This is a genomic window from Enterobacter sp. kpr-6, from assembly GCF_900116015.1.
In the GTDB taxonomy this organism is placed as follows: Bacteria; Pseudomonadota; Gammaproteobacteria; order Enterobacterales; family Enterobacteriaceae; genus Enterobacter_D.
Window position 1 is genome coordinate 455,046 of the sequence record NZ_FOYH01000003.1, and the last position, 15,365, is coordinate 470,410.

Sequence of the window (15,365 nt, forward strand, 5' to 3'; positions counted from 1 at the left end):
AATGGCGGCTTATATGCAGATGATGCATTCAGAGGTGTTCAATAATATTAAACCCTTCGTCAACCGTGGGTTCTGAGAAATAACTCGTTATGATATCGAACTGTTGATCTGTAGCTGCAAAGTCGTGCGTACCCTCTGCGTTACGGGCGTGCAGCCGGGCTCTACAGACTTCATCAGACACCTTCAAATAATGCAGACGATTATCAGCACCAGATTCCTTAATGATACCCATCATCCATTCACGCTGTTTCCGTGTGTTTGCCGGGAAGTCCAGGACAACGGATAAACCCGCGTTGAGTAGTGCCACCAGGTGGGGCTTCATAGCGCTTCTGAGCCTTGAGGAATACTGAACATAATCCGCTACTGATTGCATTTCATCTGCATAGAGCGACGCCAGCCAGTGGTCCTCACTAACAATTACGCAGCCCGGTGAGGCACCTAATTTCGCTGATAACGTGGACTTACCTGAGGCAATTTTTCCACATAAAAGATGCAAAGTAGGTTTTGCTGGCGTTGCTGCTGTATCGAAGTCCATTTTTTTACCTCACGGGTTTATTACCGGTAAGGCCCGCCTTACCGGCGGGAAAGGACGAACATTATCCCACCTGAAAATCAGAGGTGATGATAATGAATGGATGAAATTGCACTGAGCCTGTTGGTTTCATTTTTCCAGGCTAACAGCTGATGGCTGAAAAATCAGCTGTTTTTTACTTTTCAGGCGGCAAACATTCCTCAACCCGGGTAATTGAATTCAATGCGTATCCCACTCGGCTCATAGCACATCATGTGCATCGACGGCCCTTCGCGGATCAAGGTGGGTTCGAATTCAATTTCAACCTGATTTGCCTTTAACACGTCCAGAAGCTGATACAGGCCCTCTTTGGTTTCCACCCGCAAAGCCAGGTGATGGAGTCCGACATTATTTTTGCGATCGAACTGAACGGGCTCTTCTGTCCGGGTTTTCCAGAGCGTGAGCGTTAGCGCTCCGTCTTTCACAAAGATGGCCGGATAGTCTTCGCGTCGTTTAACTTCCTGCCAGCCCAGTAATTCAGTGAAGAACGCTGCGCTCTCTTCAAGATGTGATACGGCCAGGCCAATATGTTGTACACCATGCGTCACTGACATTGTTTAAACCCTCCTTTCCGCGTCACGGATATGACGATCAAGAAATTCACGAACATCATCCCCTATCTCTTTCGCATGCGTTTCAAGCGCGAAGTGGCCGGTGTCGTAGAAGTTTATCTGAGCTTTCGGGATATCACGCTTCCAGGCTTCGGCACCTGCGGCCATGAAAAACGGGTCATGTTTTCCCCATACCGCCAGCAACGGTGGCTGATATTCCCTGAAATATTGCTGGAACTGAGGGTACATCTTCACGTTCGAGGCGTAATTCAACAGCAGGTCAAGCTGGATCTCTGCATTGCCCGGTCGCAATACCTGCATCCCTTCAAGTGAATAGCCGTCCGGGGAAACCAGACTCGGATCGCTGACACCTTCCAGATACTGCCACTTGATTGACGCCGGGGTCGGAAAATCACTCAGCGCGCTCCGGTTTTCGGGGGTCGGGTCGGCCCAGTATTTCTGGATGGGTGCCCACGCCTCTCCCAGCCCCTCTTCGTATGCATTGCCATTCTGGGAAATGATGGCGGTGATCCGCTGCGGATGCGCCAGCGCAAGACGCCATCCAACGGGAGCCCCGTAGTCGTGAACCATCAGGGCATAGGCGTCGAGGCCGAGCGCTTCAGTGAACTGCTCAATGGTTTTCGCAAGCTGGTCAAAGGTATACGCATAGTCGCCCCGATCGGGTGCCTCAGTAAAACCAAAGGCCGGCAAATCTGGTGCTATCAGATGATAACGATCTGCCAGTTGGGCGATAAGGTCACGGAACATAAACGATGAGCCCGCGAAACCGTGCAGCATCAGCAGGACTGGCGATGCCGGATCGCCGGCCTCACGGTAAAAAACGTTAACGTCGCCCGCCTGTTGATAGCGGTAGTGAATCTGTGCGGCGGCCGTGGCAGGTGATGATCCGAAATGAGAAGACGTCATAGCAAACCTCTTGTAACCGTTAAAGTGCGCAATTGAAGGTTACACACAATTCTGGTAACCTGTCAAAATTATTTAATGGGTTACAGGTGCCTATGGAAATCAAAAAATTTTCTTCTCCGCCGCTCTTCCTGGCCGATAACCTCGCGCTGGACTTCATTAACACTGAGTACGGGGTCGGTGACGACCGGCATGATTGCTTTGATGACGATCGAAGCGTGATCGCCTGGCTGGAGACGGCAGGCGTGGTGCCGGAAGGCGTTGAGGCTCCGCCTGAATTACTGGCGGAGGCGCGCCAGTTCCGCGATGCCGCCCGGGCAGTCGTCCATGCCGCGATGAAGTCCAGCGAGGCAGACCTGACGGTGATTAACAGAATTCTTGAAAGAGGACGGCCTGAGACACGACTGACATGGGATCAGGATGCGCAGCGTTATCGTGTGGATGTGCGTTCAGGTGCTGACAGCCCCGCAGGGCTTCTCTGGCCCGTTGCTGACGCGCTTGTAAAACTCGTCACGGATGAGAAATTCGAATACGTGCGCCAATGTGAAGCCCATAACTGTATTTTACTTTTTCACGATTTGAGCAAATCCCATCGCCGTCGCTGGTGTAGCATGGCGACCTGCGGTAATCGCATGAAAGTCGCGGCTTTCCGTAACAGGAAAGGTTCGTAGCAATCAGGCCGCATCCATAAAAGTGCGGCTTTGACGTTAGCGCCATCAACAGAATGCGCCGCTTAAAGCTGCCCTGTTTTTAGAATTTATATATCCCTCCCCGATCTGATACCCCCATCGTTTTTCTTTACAGAAAGCCCTTTTCACGAAAAAGTTTTTCACTCTTTACTCTTTGATTTAAAAGTATTTGTTACAGCATGGACCTGGACAGCAGGAAATAATCAAAAATGATCGCTTGACCATGTAGAACGATCGTTCTACCTTTAGACCCATGAACAAGAAAACAAGCGACACCCGAGAAAAGATCCTGACTACCGCTGAGCAACTGATTTATCAGAACGGTATTCATGCCACAGGCATGGACCTTCTGGTTAAAACCTCAGGGGTGGCAAGGAAAAGTATTTATCGCTATTTCGCGACCAAAGATGACGTGGCCGCGGCCGCGTTGAATGGACGTGATGAACGCTGGATGCAGTGGTTCAGCACTGAGTCAGATAAAGGCGATACGCCTGCGAATCGCATTCTGAATATGTTTACCGTGCTTAAAGGCTGGTTTGATTCAGAAGGCTTTCGTGGCTGTGCATTTATTAATACCGCTGGCGAAGTGGGCGATCCTGACAATCCCGTTCGCGAAATAGCCCGGCAGCATAAACAGAAATTGCTGGATTACACGCTCGACCTCACCCGGCAATTAAACATCGACCACCCTGAAGCGCTGGCAAGGCAATTGCTGATTCTGATTGAGGGCGCTATCACCACGGCCTATGTGATGGGCGATGGCAGCGCCGCCGACAATGCAAGGGACGTTGCGAAAATTTTACTGGAACAGGCCATTCGTTAAGGCCTGAATATCGAATCCTTTTTTACTGAAATATCCATATTAACGGGAGGCCCCACCATGTCCGATACTCAAACACGCCCGCCACTTCCTCCTTTCACTCGCGAAACGGCGATTGAAAAAGTTCGGCTCGCTGAAGATGGCTGGAACAGTCGCGATGCAGAAAAAGTCTCGCTGGCGTATTCACTAGATACCCAATGGCGTAACCGCGCCGAGTTTGCACATAATCGTGAAGAAGCAATGGCGTTCCTCGCACGTAAGTGGAAAAAAGAGCTGGAGTACCGTCTCATTAAAGAGTTGTGGGCGTTTGACGGCAACCGCATCGCTGTCCGTTACGCTTATGAATGGCGTGATGACTCAGGTAACTGGTTCCGGTCATACGGGAATGAAAACTGGGAATTTGAAGCCGATGGCCTGATGCAGCGTCGCTTTGCCTGTATCAATGACATGCCGATCAAAGAAAGTGAGCGTAAGTTCTTCTGGCCACTGGGACGCCGTCCTGATGATCATCCGGGCCTGTCGGAACTGGGCCTGTAATTTTACCCGCCCGATCTGCGGCTGCACCGGCAGCCGCTTTCGCATAACCGGTCGGGGGGTACTGCCGTACGCCATATCCCCTCATCTGACAACTCATCCCCCCTTAAAAAAATCCTCTTCTATACTCAGTTACGTTTCGTGAATGCTGCCGCTGTTTTCACACTGCATTGATTTTTTTGCTATTGCCTGAGCGAACGACAGCCGCAGAGAACCACGTAAACGCTGTTTGTATTAATTGTTCATTTTTATAAGGGGATTTCCTGGTATGTTGCACTCTCAATCTTCCCGCGTCGGCAGCCTGTTGTTGTTGCTGGCCGCGGCGATCGGCTTCGCTGTGGCGTTATACGCCTGGCTGACGCCGCTTACCGGCGTCACCGGTACCATTGGCGCAATGGGCGTGGTTATCGCCTGCGTGGTACTGGCGATACTGACCTTTCTGTTACGTGCCGCGTCCCGTCGCGGGCCGCGCATTTTCCTGATTATTGTTACCCTTGTGGTGTTGTTTGGTATTGGGTTTGCCGCCGCGCTGCTGCACCAGTACATCATAACGGCAGCAATGGTGGTCGGCCTGATTGGTCTGATTGCGCTGAGCAGCAATTCCGCCCATCACAATCAACGTATCAAAGCCTGAGGAGCCACCCGTGCAGAACAATAAACACTTTCCATCCATAAAAGTCAGCATGACGGCGCTGGCCCTGCTGGTCGCACCGTTCGCGCTACAGGCGCAGGAAAAAGCTGCGGAAGCCTCTCAGGGAACACAGGAAAAACTCAATGTGGATGCAGCCGATCAGCAAGCGCCGGGTACCACGAAGACCACTGACGATGCCTCAACCGGCAAATCAGAGGGGCAAAAAGTCGCCTCGGCGAGCCAGCCGGCAACGCCGCTGGTGCCGTCTGCCGCAACTTGGGATAGTTTTCACGGCCAGCTTAACGCGCAGAAATACAGCCCTCTCACCCAGATCACCCCGGAGAACGTCGGCAAATTAACCAAAATCTGGGAGTTCCATACCGGGGACGTCTCGGATGGTAAAGGCGATACGCCCGCGACCGTCTGGTCAGCCACGCCCATTTTTGCCAACGAGACGCTCTATATCGGCACCCCGTTTGATCGCCTGATTGCGCTGGATCCGGGTACCGGGAAAGAGAAGTGGCACTATGACACCAAATCACCCCGCCAGGCGCTGACTCAGCCCGTGCTGAAAAACCGTGGTGTCTCCTACTGGCAGGCAAAAAATCCGGTCGCCGGAGAAGCCTGTCAGAAGATCGTCTATATGGGCACCGTTGACGGCAAGCTGTACGCGCTGGATGCCGATTCAGGCAAGCCGTGCAGCGACTTTGCGGACAATGGCGTGCTGAATGTGAATCAGTGGAACACGGTAAACGCCAAATTCCCGCTGTCCATCCTGCAACCGCCAACCGTGGTCGGCAACCATCTGCTTATCGGCTGGGCCGGTAAAGACTGGGCCTATGCCGAAGCACCTCCGGGCAGCGTATTTTCAGTCAACGCGCAGACCGGCGAGCGTGAATGGACCTTTGAGGCGATCCCGGAAGAGATCCGCAAACGCACCGGGACGGCCAATGTCTGGACGCACATGTCCGCTGATGAGGCGAACGGTCTGGTCTATCTCCCGGTTTCATCTCCCTCTCCTAACTACTGGGGCGGCAACCGCGTCGATGCGATCCCGCTCGGCACCTCCACCACCGCGCTGGATATCAACACCGGTAAAGTGGTCTGGTCCCGCCAGTGGGTGCACCACGATGTGTGGGATTACGATATCAACTCTGCGCCGACGCTGATGGATATTACCGTCGATGGTAAACAGATCCCGGCCCTCGTTCAGGCCACCAAGCAGGGCTTCCTGTTTGTGGTTAACCGCCTGACGGGTGAGGATGTGTGGCCTATCGAGGAGCGTCCTGTCCCGCAGGGCGATGGCTCGGTGAAAGGCGAAGTGCTTTCACCTACGCAGCCGTTCCCGACGAAACCCGCGCCGCTGCTCGATCAATCGAAAAAGCCGGAGATCTGGAAGCTGGCCGATATCGTTGGTGCCGGCCAGTGTTCTCGTCTGTGGGACAATCTGAGCTATGAAGGGATGTACACCCCGCCGACCACCAAAGGCGAAGGCGCGCTTACCTACCCGGACAGCGCCGGTGGCGTTCAGTGGGGCGGTGTGGCGTTCGATCCACACAAACAGATTGCCATCGTGAATACCTCACACATTGTGCAATACGTGAAGCTCTACAACCGCGAAGACTACGATAAAGCGGATAAAAACGCCGGCAACGAAAGCGGCTTCGCACCGCAGGAAGGTGCCCCGTACGGTATGCGTCTGCTGGTGGCAAACAACTGGCTGGGAATGCCGTGCTGGCAGCCGCCGTTTGGTGAAATCGTGGCGCTGGATATGCATACGGGTGATGTGAAATGGCGTCGTCCGGTTGGCGCATCCCAGCAGTACGGCTTCTTTATGCCGGAAAACTGGGGTTCTCCGACCATCGGCGGCCCGGCGGTGACAGCGGGCGGTATCGTCTTCATCGGTGCGTCAATGGATGCAAAAGTGCGCGCCTACTCGGTCGACAGCGGTGAAGAGCTGTGGTCCGATCAGGTGGAAGCGCCTGCGGTCGCTAACCCGTCGGTTTATGAATATAAAGGCCGTCAATATGTCGCGTTCGTTGCGGGCGGGAATACTATCCTGAAGGATCAGGTAGGCGACCAGGTCGTGGTTTACGCGCTGCCGGAATAACCTTTCATACTGACTGATGAAAACAGTGGAGGCGGTGATCGATTCTCAGATCAACGCCTCTTTTTTGTCGGACAGAAGATAGCTTTTTAACGCGTAATTGAAAGGGGATGAGCCAGATTAAGATGCCCGGCGTTTTTTGAGCTTATCCACCAGCGTTAACACCGTCACGAAGAAAACGGGAACGAAAAAGATAGCGAGTAACGTCCCGGTAACCATGCCGCCGAACACCCCCGTACCAATCGCTTGCTGAGTCGTGGCACTTGCCCCCGACGCGAGCATGAGCGGCACGACGCCCAGAGTGAAGGCCAGCGAGGTCATCATAATCGGCCTTAAGCGCATCCGCGCGGCTTTCGCCGTGGCATTCAGAAGGCTTTCGCCGTCATGTTGTAACTGGCGGGCAAACTCAACGATCAGGATGGCGTTTTTAGCCGACAGACCGATGATGGTGATCATTCCGACCTTGAAGAAGGCATCGTTCGGCATCCCTCTCAGGTAAACAGCAATCATCGCCCCGATAAGGCCCAACGGGACAACCAGCATCACCGAAACCGGTATGGACCAGCTTTCATAGAGAGCCGCCAGTACGAGGAAAATGACCAGCATGGAGAGCAGCATTAACATTGGCGCTTCGGAAGCCGACTGCTGTTCCTGAAGAGACTGGCCCGTCCATTCGATGGCAAAACCTGCCGGTAAATCTGCAGCAATTTTCTCCATCTCTGCCATGGCGTCCCCGCTCGAATATCCCCAGTTAGGCCAGCCGGTTACCCTGAAGGCCGGATACCTTATATGCAGGGCCCGGTGGCGCATCCGTACATCATGAACAGTGGAAATAAGGGCACCAGTGGGATGAGGGCAATGGCTCCCAGGGTGCTCACGGTTTGAGTCTGATCATTGATGGATACCACCACCGGCCGCTCAAGTTTGTAAGGCGCGGCAAGCTCCGGCGCATAGGATGAAGACCAAAATCCCGTCGCTTTAAACATCACCCCAAGGCGATCGTTATCAATGGGAACCGCCTTGTACTCATTAATCAGCGCGCTATGCTGCGCGGCATCCAGTTTGTGCTTATCAATAACCACCAGATAGTCTGCCGTCACTTCATGTTCTTTAACTGCAAAGTTCACCCGCACGCCGGACGCCTGCTCATGAAAGCGTTCATAAAATGTCTTATAACGCTGGTACTCCTGAGGGACGCCCTCGCGGAAAAATCGATAACTGTATTTATCCGAGCTGGCGATAATGCCCGATTCAATGGGTTTGATAGCGACAATCGTATCGGTGGGCGGCAAATTTGGCGCACTTTCGCATGCTGTCAGCATCATGACGGCCAACAGCGATAAATATTTCCACATCTCAACCATTCCTGTTCGCGATGTCCTGTGGGGACGGTCTAAAATGAATCAAAGAGGAGAGTATAGCCTGGCGCGAATGCTTGTCAGGCGCGGGTGCGATCCTTCTCTCGCTATTAGAATTTTAATGGTTTTCCATTAATTTAATTCATGTGAATAGTCCAACTGACCCCGCCTTTCCCTCTTACACTATGCGCAATTATTACATCGTTACCGGAAACTCCGGTAACCCTGTCAGGAGTGTTATCGTGATTAGTCTATTCGACATGTTTAAGGTGGGGATTGGCCCCTCATCTTCCCACACTGTAGGCCCGATGAAGGCCGGTAAACAGTTCGTCGATGATCTGGTCGAAAAGGGATTACTGGAAAGCGTTACCCGCGTGGCGGTGGATGTCTACGGGTCGCTGTCGCTGACCGGCAAAGGGCACCACACCGATATCGCCATCATTATGGGACTGGCGGGCAACGCGCCAGCCACGGTTGATATCGACGCTATTCCGGCATTTATGCGTGACGTCGAAACGCGCGGGCGTCTGCTGCTCGCAGGCGGTCGTCATGAGGTCGATTTCCCGCAGGATAACGGCATGCGTTTCCAGAGTGATAACCTGCCGCTGCATGAAAACGCCATGCAGATCCACGCTTACAGCGGTGAGAAAGAGATCTACAGCAAAACTTATTATTCAATCGGCGGCGGGTTTATCGTCGATGAAGAACATTTTGGTAAAGATGCCAGCAGCGAAGTCAGCGTCCCCTACCCGTTCAAATCGGCACAAGAGATGCTGAATTACTGCAAAGAAACCGGTCTGTCGCTCTCCGGCATGGTGATGCAGAACGAACTGGCGCTGCACAGCAAAAGCGAAATTGAAGCCTATTTTGCTGATGTGTGGCAGACCATGCGCGCCTGTATCGATCGCGGGATGAACACCGAAGGCGTGCTGCCAGGCCCTCTGCGCGTGCCGCGTCGCGCCTCCGCGCTGCGCCGCCTGCTGGTCGCCAGCGATAAAATGTCTACCGACCCGATGAATGTCATCGACTGGGTGAATATGTTTGCGCTGGCGGTGAACGAAGAAAACGCCGCCGGTGGCCGCGTGGTCACCGCGCCGACCAACGGCGCATGCGGGATCGTCCCGGCGGTGCTGGCCTATTACGATCACTTTATTGAACCGGTAACCCCGGATATTTATATCCGCTATTTCCTCGCCTGCGGTGCCATTGGCGCGCTGTATAAAATGAACGCGTCTATTTCCGGGGCGGAAGTGGGTTGTCAGGGTGAAGTTGGCGTAGCCTGTTCTATGGCCGCTGCTGGCCTGGCCGAGCTGTTGGGCGCAAGCCCGGAGCAGGTCTGCGTCGCCGCTGAAATCGGCATGGAGCATAACCTCGGTTTAACCTGCGATCCGGTGGCAGGCCAGGTGCAGGTGCCGTGCATTGAGCGTAATGCGATTGCCTCGGTGAAGGCCATCAACGCCTCGCGGATGGCGATGCGCCGCACCAGCGAGCCGCGCGTTTCACTCGATAAAGTGATTGAAACCATGTACGAAACCGGCAAAGACATGAACGCCAAGTACCGCGAAACCTCCCGCGGCGGGCTGGCCATCAAGGTGCAGTGCGACTAATACTTCCTCTCAGCCCTTCTGCAACGGAAGGGCTATATTTCCCCCTTTTCTCGTCTGATTATTTTTTCCACACTACACTTGCTGTGGTGCCGTTGGCCTTGGGGGCCAGGGGGTAAAACACATCGGACGGTCAACCCATGCAAACAGCGCAAAGGATCATCAAAAGCTACCGGCGAAAACGCGTGTTTGTCTGTGTATTGATGGCCGTTTCCACACTGATCCTTACGCTGGGCTCGCGCTATATCACCGAACGCAATCTCAACCGTGAGCGTATTTTGCTGTTTACCTCTCATGCCGTTTCAGCGCTGGAAAAAGTGCTTATCCCGCTCAACGAGGGACGCACGCGGTTGATTCCGCTGGTCGGGTTGCCCTGCGAAGAGGCGCACCTGGCGCTGCGTAAGCAGGCGGCGTCATTGCAGACCGTGCGATCCATTGGCCTTATTCAGAAAGGTATTTTGTACTGCTCCAGCATCTTTGGTTTTCGCGATGTGCCGATCCGCGAACTTCAGCCGTCACTGCCCTCTCCTGCCCCGCGGCTTTTACTCTCCACGGATAATTCTTTGCTCAAAGGCAGCCCGATTCTGATCCAGTGGTTTCCTACGGGCGATGAGGGAGAAAGCGGCGTTATGGAGGTCGTGAATATCAATTTATTGACCAGCCTGATGCTTGAGCCGCAAAAGCCGCTGATCACCAGCGTTTCGCTGACGGTGGGCGATCGTCATCTGGTGTATGGCGCAGGCGTGGTCGGGGCGTTGCCTGCTTTAAATGGCGAGAAACGCTTTAAGCAGGCCTCATCCCGCTTTCCGTTTGCCATTAATGTCAGAGGGCCCGGTGCCAGTGAACTGGCGTTAAAACACCTGCCGTCGCAGTTACCGCTGGCCATCATGTTAAGTCTGCTGGTGGGTTACTTTGCCTGGCTTGCGACCGCTAACCGGATGAGTTTTTCCTGGGAGATCAACCTGGGGCTGGCGGCACATGAATTCGAGCTATTTTGCCAGCCGCTGTTAAATGCCCGCACGCAACAGTGCGAGGGCGTGGAGATCCTGCTGCGCTGGAACAATCCGCGCCAGGGGTGGATCTCGCCGGATGTCTTTATTCCCATTGCGGAAGAACACAATCTGATTGCGCCGCTCACCCGCTATGTGCTGACCGAAACGCAGCGCCAGCTGGCGTTATTTCCTGCAACGCCTGAGTTTCACATCGGCATTAATGTGGCGGCGAGCCATTTCCGGCGCGGCAAACTGATTCAGGATCTCAATCATTACTGGTTTAACGCGCATCCGGTTCAGCAACTGGTGATTGAGCTAACCGAGCGCAACGCGCTGGTAGAGGCGGATTATCGTATCGCGCGGGAGCTGCACCGCAAGGGCGTGAAGCTGGCGATTGATGATTTTGGTACCGGCAATACGTCGCTCTCGTGGCTGGAAAAGCTGCGCCCGGACATGCTGAAAATCGATAAGTCCTACACCACTGCCATAGGCACGGATGCGGTCAATTCGACGGTGACGGACATTATTATTGCCCTGGGCAAACGGCTGCATATTGAAATGGTGGCGGAGGGGGTGGAAACCCCGCTACAGGCGAAATATCTGCGCCAGCGCGGGGTGCATATTTTGCAGGGATTTCTGTATGCGAAGCCAATGCCGCTTAACGATTTCCCTACATGGCTGGCGAGCAGTCGTCAGCAACCACCCGCCAGGCACAACGGCACAATGGTGCCGCTGGTGCCAATGCCGTAACGTTACTCTTCTTCGTCGTGTTCAGGTCGCTCTTTAACAACCCGCACCAGATCGACCCGGTAATCATTGGCTTCAATGACCGTAATGGTCAGCGGCGCGAGTTGCAGTACGTCGCCCACACGCGGGATTTGACCATTGATGGCGATGACCAGACCCGCCACAGTGGCGATATCTTCTTCATCGTTAACCAGGTTATCCATCGCCAGCGTATGTTGCAGCGCGTGCAGATCGGTGGTGCCTTTGACCAGCCAGCCGTCGCCGTCGGCGATAATTTCCGGCGTTTCGTCGGCATCCGGGAATTCACCGGCAATCGCTTCCAGCACATCCAGTGGCGTAACCAGCCCCTGAACCACCCCGAACTCATTGGTGACGATAACAAAGCTGCCCCGCGCCCGGCGCAGAACGCCCAGCAGTTTAATCGGATCCAGCGTTTCAGGGACCACGATCGCCGGGTTAGCGGAAGCGATAGCGGTAACATCGCCACCCTCTTCCAGCGCCACCAGCATCTCTTTGGCGCGAACGATACCAATCACTTCATCCAGCTCGCCCCGGCAAACCGGGAACAGGCTGTGCGGCGAGGTCAGAAGCTGCTGGCGGATCTCATCCGCGTTAAGCGTCGCATCCACCCAGCTAATATCACCGCGCGGCGTCATGATGCTGCGCAGGGAGCGGGAGGCCAGCGTTAAGACGCCGTTGATCATGTAACGCTCTTCGTCGGCAAACGCGCCTTCCGGTACCGTCACCGGCGTGGCGTTATCGGCTTCGTGCTGCTGGCTGTCTTTACGACGGCCACCCATCAGACGCAGGATGGCGTCGGCGGTGCGCGCACGCAGCGGCAGCGAGGACTGATGACGAATAAAGTTACGTCGTGCAACCTGGTTAAAGAACTCGATGATGATCGAGAAACCAATCGCCGCGTACAGGTAGCCTTTCGGAATATGGAAGCCAAAGCCTTCCGCGACCAGACTCAGACCGATCATCAGCAGGAAGCTCAGACAGAGTACAACGACTGTCGGGTGCTGGTTGACGAAGCGGGTCAACGGCTTCGATGCCAGCAGCATGACTGCCATCGCGATCACGACCGCCGCCATCATCACCGGCAGGTGGTTAACCATGCCGACCGCCGTGATCACCGCATCCAGCGAGAACACCGCATCGAGGATCACAATCTGCACCACCACGACCCAGAAGCTGGCATAGCCTTTTCCGTGTCCAGTGTCATGTTCCTTGTTTTCGAGTCGTTCGTGTAATTCTGTTGTCGCTTTAAACAGTAAGAATATCCCCCCGAGCAGCATGATTAAGTCGCGGCCCGAGAAGGTGAAATCCATAACCGAGAATAGAGGTTGTGTCAGTGTGACCATCCACGAAATAACGGACAGCAAGGCCAGGCGCATTACCAGCGCCAGCGACAGCCCGATCAGGCGTGCTTTATCACGTTGTTTTGGTGGCAGTTTGTCGGCAAGAATGGCGATAAATACGAGGTTATCGATGCCGAGAACGATTTCAAGGACAACAAGCGTCAACAACCCCACCCAAATCGAGGGGTCCATTAAGAATTCCATGAGAAGCTCCTGCTTACGGAATGACAAAACGGTGCATTAAGCACAGGCGTGATGACAGCGGATGAGATTGAAACATGGCGGGGATCGCCGGAAGACATGGCACGAAGCGGCCATAATAAACATTGACGTCGGTGACGGTCCATACACTGGGCTACTGCCCTTTACTCCTGAAAGTTAAACGGAAGGTAAACATAACAGAGAGGCCTGGTTTGTTGCAAAGATTTACCAGAATTTGCATTTTTGGGGATATTTCGCGTTTCGAAATTTCTAAACCACTAAAGCTAAATTACGGAACTGCATCACATAATTTATTTTTTCGGTGACTAAAATAATTCGCGGAAGTAATAATTTTTTCACTCAAACCCTTATCTGAATCGATTCGGTCAAGGTGAATGATTCAAGACACAACTGTTATAGATGTGTTAACGATAATCAAGGAGGTAGCAAGTGACCATTGCTATTGTAATAGGCACACATGGCTGGGCTGCAGAGCAATTGCTCAAAACAGCCGAAATGCTGTTGGGCGAGCAGGAAAACGTCGGCTGGATCGACTTTGTTCCGGGTGAAAACGCGGAAACCCTGATCGAAAAGTACAACGCGCAGTTAGCCGGGCTTGATACCAGCACAGGCGTGCTGTTTCTCGTTGATACATGGGGTGGCAGCCCGTTCAATGCTGCCAGCCGCATTGTCGTCGATAAAGAGCATTATGAAGTGGTGGCTGGTGTCAATATTCCGATGCTGGTTGAAACCCTGATGGCACGTGACGATAACCCCAGCTTTGACGAACTGGTCGCGCTGGCGGTGGAAACCGGACGTGAAGGTGTGAAGGCTCTGAAAGCGAAAGCTCCTGAAACCCCGGCTCCGGTGGCCACGCCGAAAGCGGCCGCGCCAGTCAAACCTATGGGTGAGAATGACTATATGGTGATTGGTCTCGCGCGTATCGACGACCGTTTAATCCATGGTCAGGTGGCGACGCGCTGGACGAAAGAAACCAACGTTCAGCGCATCATCGTGGTCAGCGATGAAGTGGCTGCCGATACGGTGCGTAAAACGCTGCTCACCCAGGTTGCCCCGCCGGGCGTAACGGCCCATGTGGTGGATGTCGCCAAAATGATCCGCGTCTATAACAACCCGAAATATGCCGGCGAGCGCATCATGCTGCTGTTTACCAATCCGACCGACGTTCTGCGCCTTGTTGAAGAGGGTGTGAAAATCACCACCGTTAACATCGGCGGCATGGCGTATCGTCAGGGTAAAACGCAGGTGAATAACGCTGTTTCGGTGGATGAGACAGATATCGAGGCCTTCAAAAAACTGGATGCCCGCGGTATTGAACTCGAAGTGCGTAAAGTCTCTAACGATCCGAAACTGAAAATGATGGATTTGATCGGCAAAGTGGCGAAATAACCGGCACCGCTGATTTCACTGTATTCACAATTAAGTCTTAATAGGAGAAGTACAATGGAGATTACCTTTCTTCAGATTGTGCTGGTGTTCATCGTCGCCTGTATCGCTGGTATGGAATCGGTACTCGATGAGTTTCAGTTCCACCGTCCGCTGGTGGCCTGTACGTTAATCGGTATCGTGCTCGGTGATATGCAAAAAGGCATTATCATCGGCGGTACGCTGGAAATGATCGCGCTGGGCTGGATGAACATCGGGGCAGCGGTTGCACCTGATGCTGCACTGGCGTCCATCATCTCAACCGTGCTGGTCATTGCCGGTGGCCAGAGCATCGGTGCCGGTATCGCGCTGGCAATCCCACTGGCTGCGGCAGGCCAGGTATTAACCATCATCGTGCGTACCATCACCGTGGCTTTCCAGCACGCGGCAGATAAAGCGGCGGAAAACGGCAATCTCACGGCCCTGTCGTGGATCCACGTTTCCTCCCTGTTCCTGCAGGCTATGCGTATCGCTATCCCGGCCGTTATCGTCGCCATTTCCGTCGGTACCAGTGAAGTACAGAACATGCTTAACGCCATTCCTGAAGTGGTGACCAGCGGTCTGAACATCGCCGGTGGCATGATCGTGGTTGTGGGTTATGCGATGGTCATCAACATGATGCGCGCCGGTTACCTGATGCCGTTCTTCTATCTGGGTTTCGTCACCGCTGCCTTCACCAACTTTAACCTGGTGGCACTGGGCGTGATTGGCGCAGTCATGGCGATTCTTTATATCCAGCTCAGCCCGAAATACAACCGCGTGGCGGGTGGCCCGGTACAGGCGGCTGGTGCTAACGATCTTGATAACGAACTGGACTAGCAGGTGAATG

Annotated in this window: 14 protein-coding genes and 1 pseudogene; 9 read left to right on the forward strand and 6 right to left on the reverse strand. The window is 54.0% G+C overall.

The genetic code is table 11. The annotated features are described in order from the left end of the window. Window positions 1–28: 28 nt before the first annotated feature. The 3 genes from BM373_RS11080 to BM373_RS11090 all read right to left on the reverse strand — a co-directional run bounded on the left by BM373_RS11080 (window position 29) and on the right by BM373_RS11090 (window position 2,049). Entirely contained in the window at window positions 29–535 is a 507-nt protein-coding gene (locus BM373_RS11080; RefSeq protein WP_090461492.1) for a P-loop nucleotide/nucleoside kinase family protein, read from the reverse strand. 197 nt (window positions 536–732) lie between these two features. Beyond that, window positions 733–1,125: a VOC family protein gene (locus BM373_RS11085; RefSeq protein WP_090461493.1), complete on the reverse strand. Its 393-nt coding sequence runs from the start codon at window positions 1,123–1,125 to the stop codon at window positions 733–735. Between the two features lie 3 nt (window positions 1,126–1,128). Further along, window positions 1,129–2,049, reverse strand: coding sequence for an alpha/beta fold hydrolase (locus BM373_RS11090; RefSeq protein ID WP_090461494.1), 921 nt, complete (start codon window positions 2,047–2,049; stop codon window positions 1,129–1,131). A 92-nt stretch (window positions 2,050–2,141) separates the two neighbouring features. On the opposite strand from BM373_RS11090, the gene BM373_RS11095 reads away from it, so the two are divergent. The 5 genes from BM373_RS11095 (at window position 2,142) to BM373_RS11115 (ending at window position 6,830) form a co-directional block, all read left to right on the forward strand. Then, a complete protein-coding gene (locus tag BM373_RS11095) occupies window positions 2,142–2,717 on the forward strand; it encodes a CGNR zinc finger domain-containing protein (protein WP_090461495.1) in 576 nt (191 codons plus the stop codon). Window positions 2,718–2,988: 271 nt separating this feature from the next. Further along, entirely contained in the window at window positions 2,989–3,558 is a 570-nt protein-coding gene (locus tag BM373_RS11100) for a TetR/AcrR family transcriptional regulator (RefSeq protein ID WP_090461496.1), read from the forward strand. Window positions 3,559–3,615: 57 nt separating this feature from the next. Then, complete coding sequence (locus BM373_RS11105) at window positions 3,616–4,092, forward strand: nuclear transport factor 2 family protein (protein ID WP_090461497.1); 477 nt, start codon at window positions 3,616–3,618, stop codon at window positions 4,090–4,092. 265 nt (window positions 4,093–4,357) lie between these two features. Then, a complete protein-coding gene (locus tag BM373_RS11110) occupies window positions 4,358–4,723 on the forward strand; it encodes a hypothetical protein (protein WP_090461498.1) in 366 nt (121 codons plus the stop codon). Between the two features lie 10 nt (window positions 4,724–4,733). Beyond that, window positions 4,734–6,830 (forward strand): pyrroloquinoline quinone-dependent dehydrogenase, encoded by a 2,097-nt coding sequence (locus tag BM373_RS11115; RefSeq protein WP_090461499.1) that lies wholly within the window; start codon window positions 4,734–4,736, stop codon window positions 6,828–6,830. A gap of 117 nt (window positions 6,831–6,947) precedes the next feature. Here the strand turns inward: BM373_RS11115 and BM373_RS11120 are convergent. Beyond that, window positions 6,948–7,610, reverse strand: a pseudogene (locus tag BM373_RS11120) (efflux RND transporter permease subunit); the annotation flags it as partial. Window positions 7,611–7,612: 2 nt separating this feature from the next. Then, complete coding sequence (locus BM373_RS11125; RefSeq protein ID WP_090461500.1) at window positions 7,613–8,182, reverse strand: hypothetical protein; 570 nt, start codon at window positions 8,180–8,182, stop codon at window positions 7,613–7,615. 245 nt (window positions 8,183–8,427) lie between these two features. Here BM373_RS11125 and sdaA point away from each other — a divergent pair, with 245 nt between their 5' ends. Next, window positions 8,428–9,792, forward strand: coding sequence for an L-serine ammonia-lyase (sdaA, locus tag BM373_RS11130; protein WP_090461501.1), 1,365 nt, complete (start codon window positions 8,428–8,430; stop codon window positions 9,790–9,792). Window positions 9,793–9,929: 137 nt separating this feature from the next. Beyond that, complete coding sequence (locus BM373_RS11135) at window positions 9,930–11,531, forward strand: EAL domain-containing protein (protein ID WP_090461502.1); 1,602 nt, start codon at window positions 9,930–9,932, stop codon at window positions 11,529–11,531. A gap of 2 nt (window positions 11,532–11,533) precedes the next feature. Here BM373_RS11135 and yoaE read toward each other — a convergent pair whose 3' ends face one another. Then, window positions 11,534–13,093 (reverse strand): CNNM family cation transport protein YoaE, encoded by a 1,560-nt coding sequence (gene yoaE, locus BM373_RS11140; protein ID WP_090461503.1) that lies wholly within the window; start codon window positions 13,091–13,093, stop codon window positions 11,534–11,536. A 447-nt stretch (window positions 13,094–13,540) separates the two neighbouring features. Between yoaE and manX the strand changes: the two genes are divergently transcribed. Then, window positions 13,541–14,500 carry a PTS mannose transporter subunit IIAB gene (gene manX / locus BM373_RS11150; protein ID WP_090461504.1) on the forward strand — a complete coding sequence of 320 codons (960 nt, stop codon included), beginning with the start codon at window positions 13,541–13,543 and terminating at the stop codon, window positions 14,498–14,500. 54 nt (window positions 14,501–14,554) lie between these two features. Beyond that, window positions 14,555–15,355: a PTS mannose/fructose/sorbose transporter subunit IIC gene (locus BM373_RS11155; RefSeq protein ID WP_090461505.1), complete on the forward strand. Its 801-nt coding sequence runs from the start codon at window positions 14,555–14,557 to the stop codon at window positions 15,353–15,355. The last annotated feature ends 10 nt before the right edge of the window (window positions 15,356–15,365 follow it).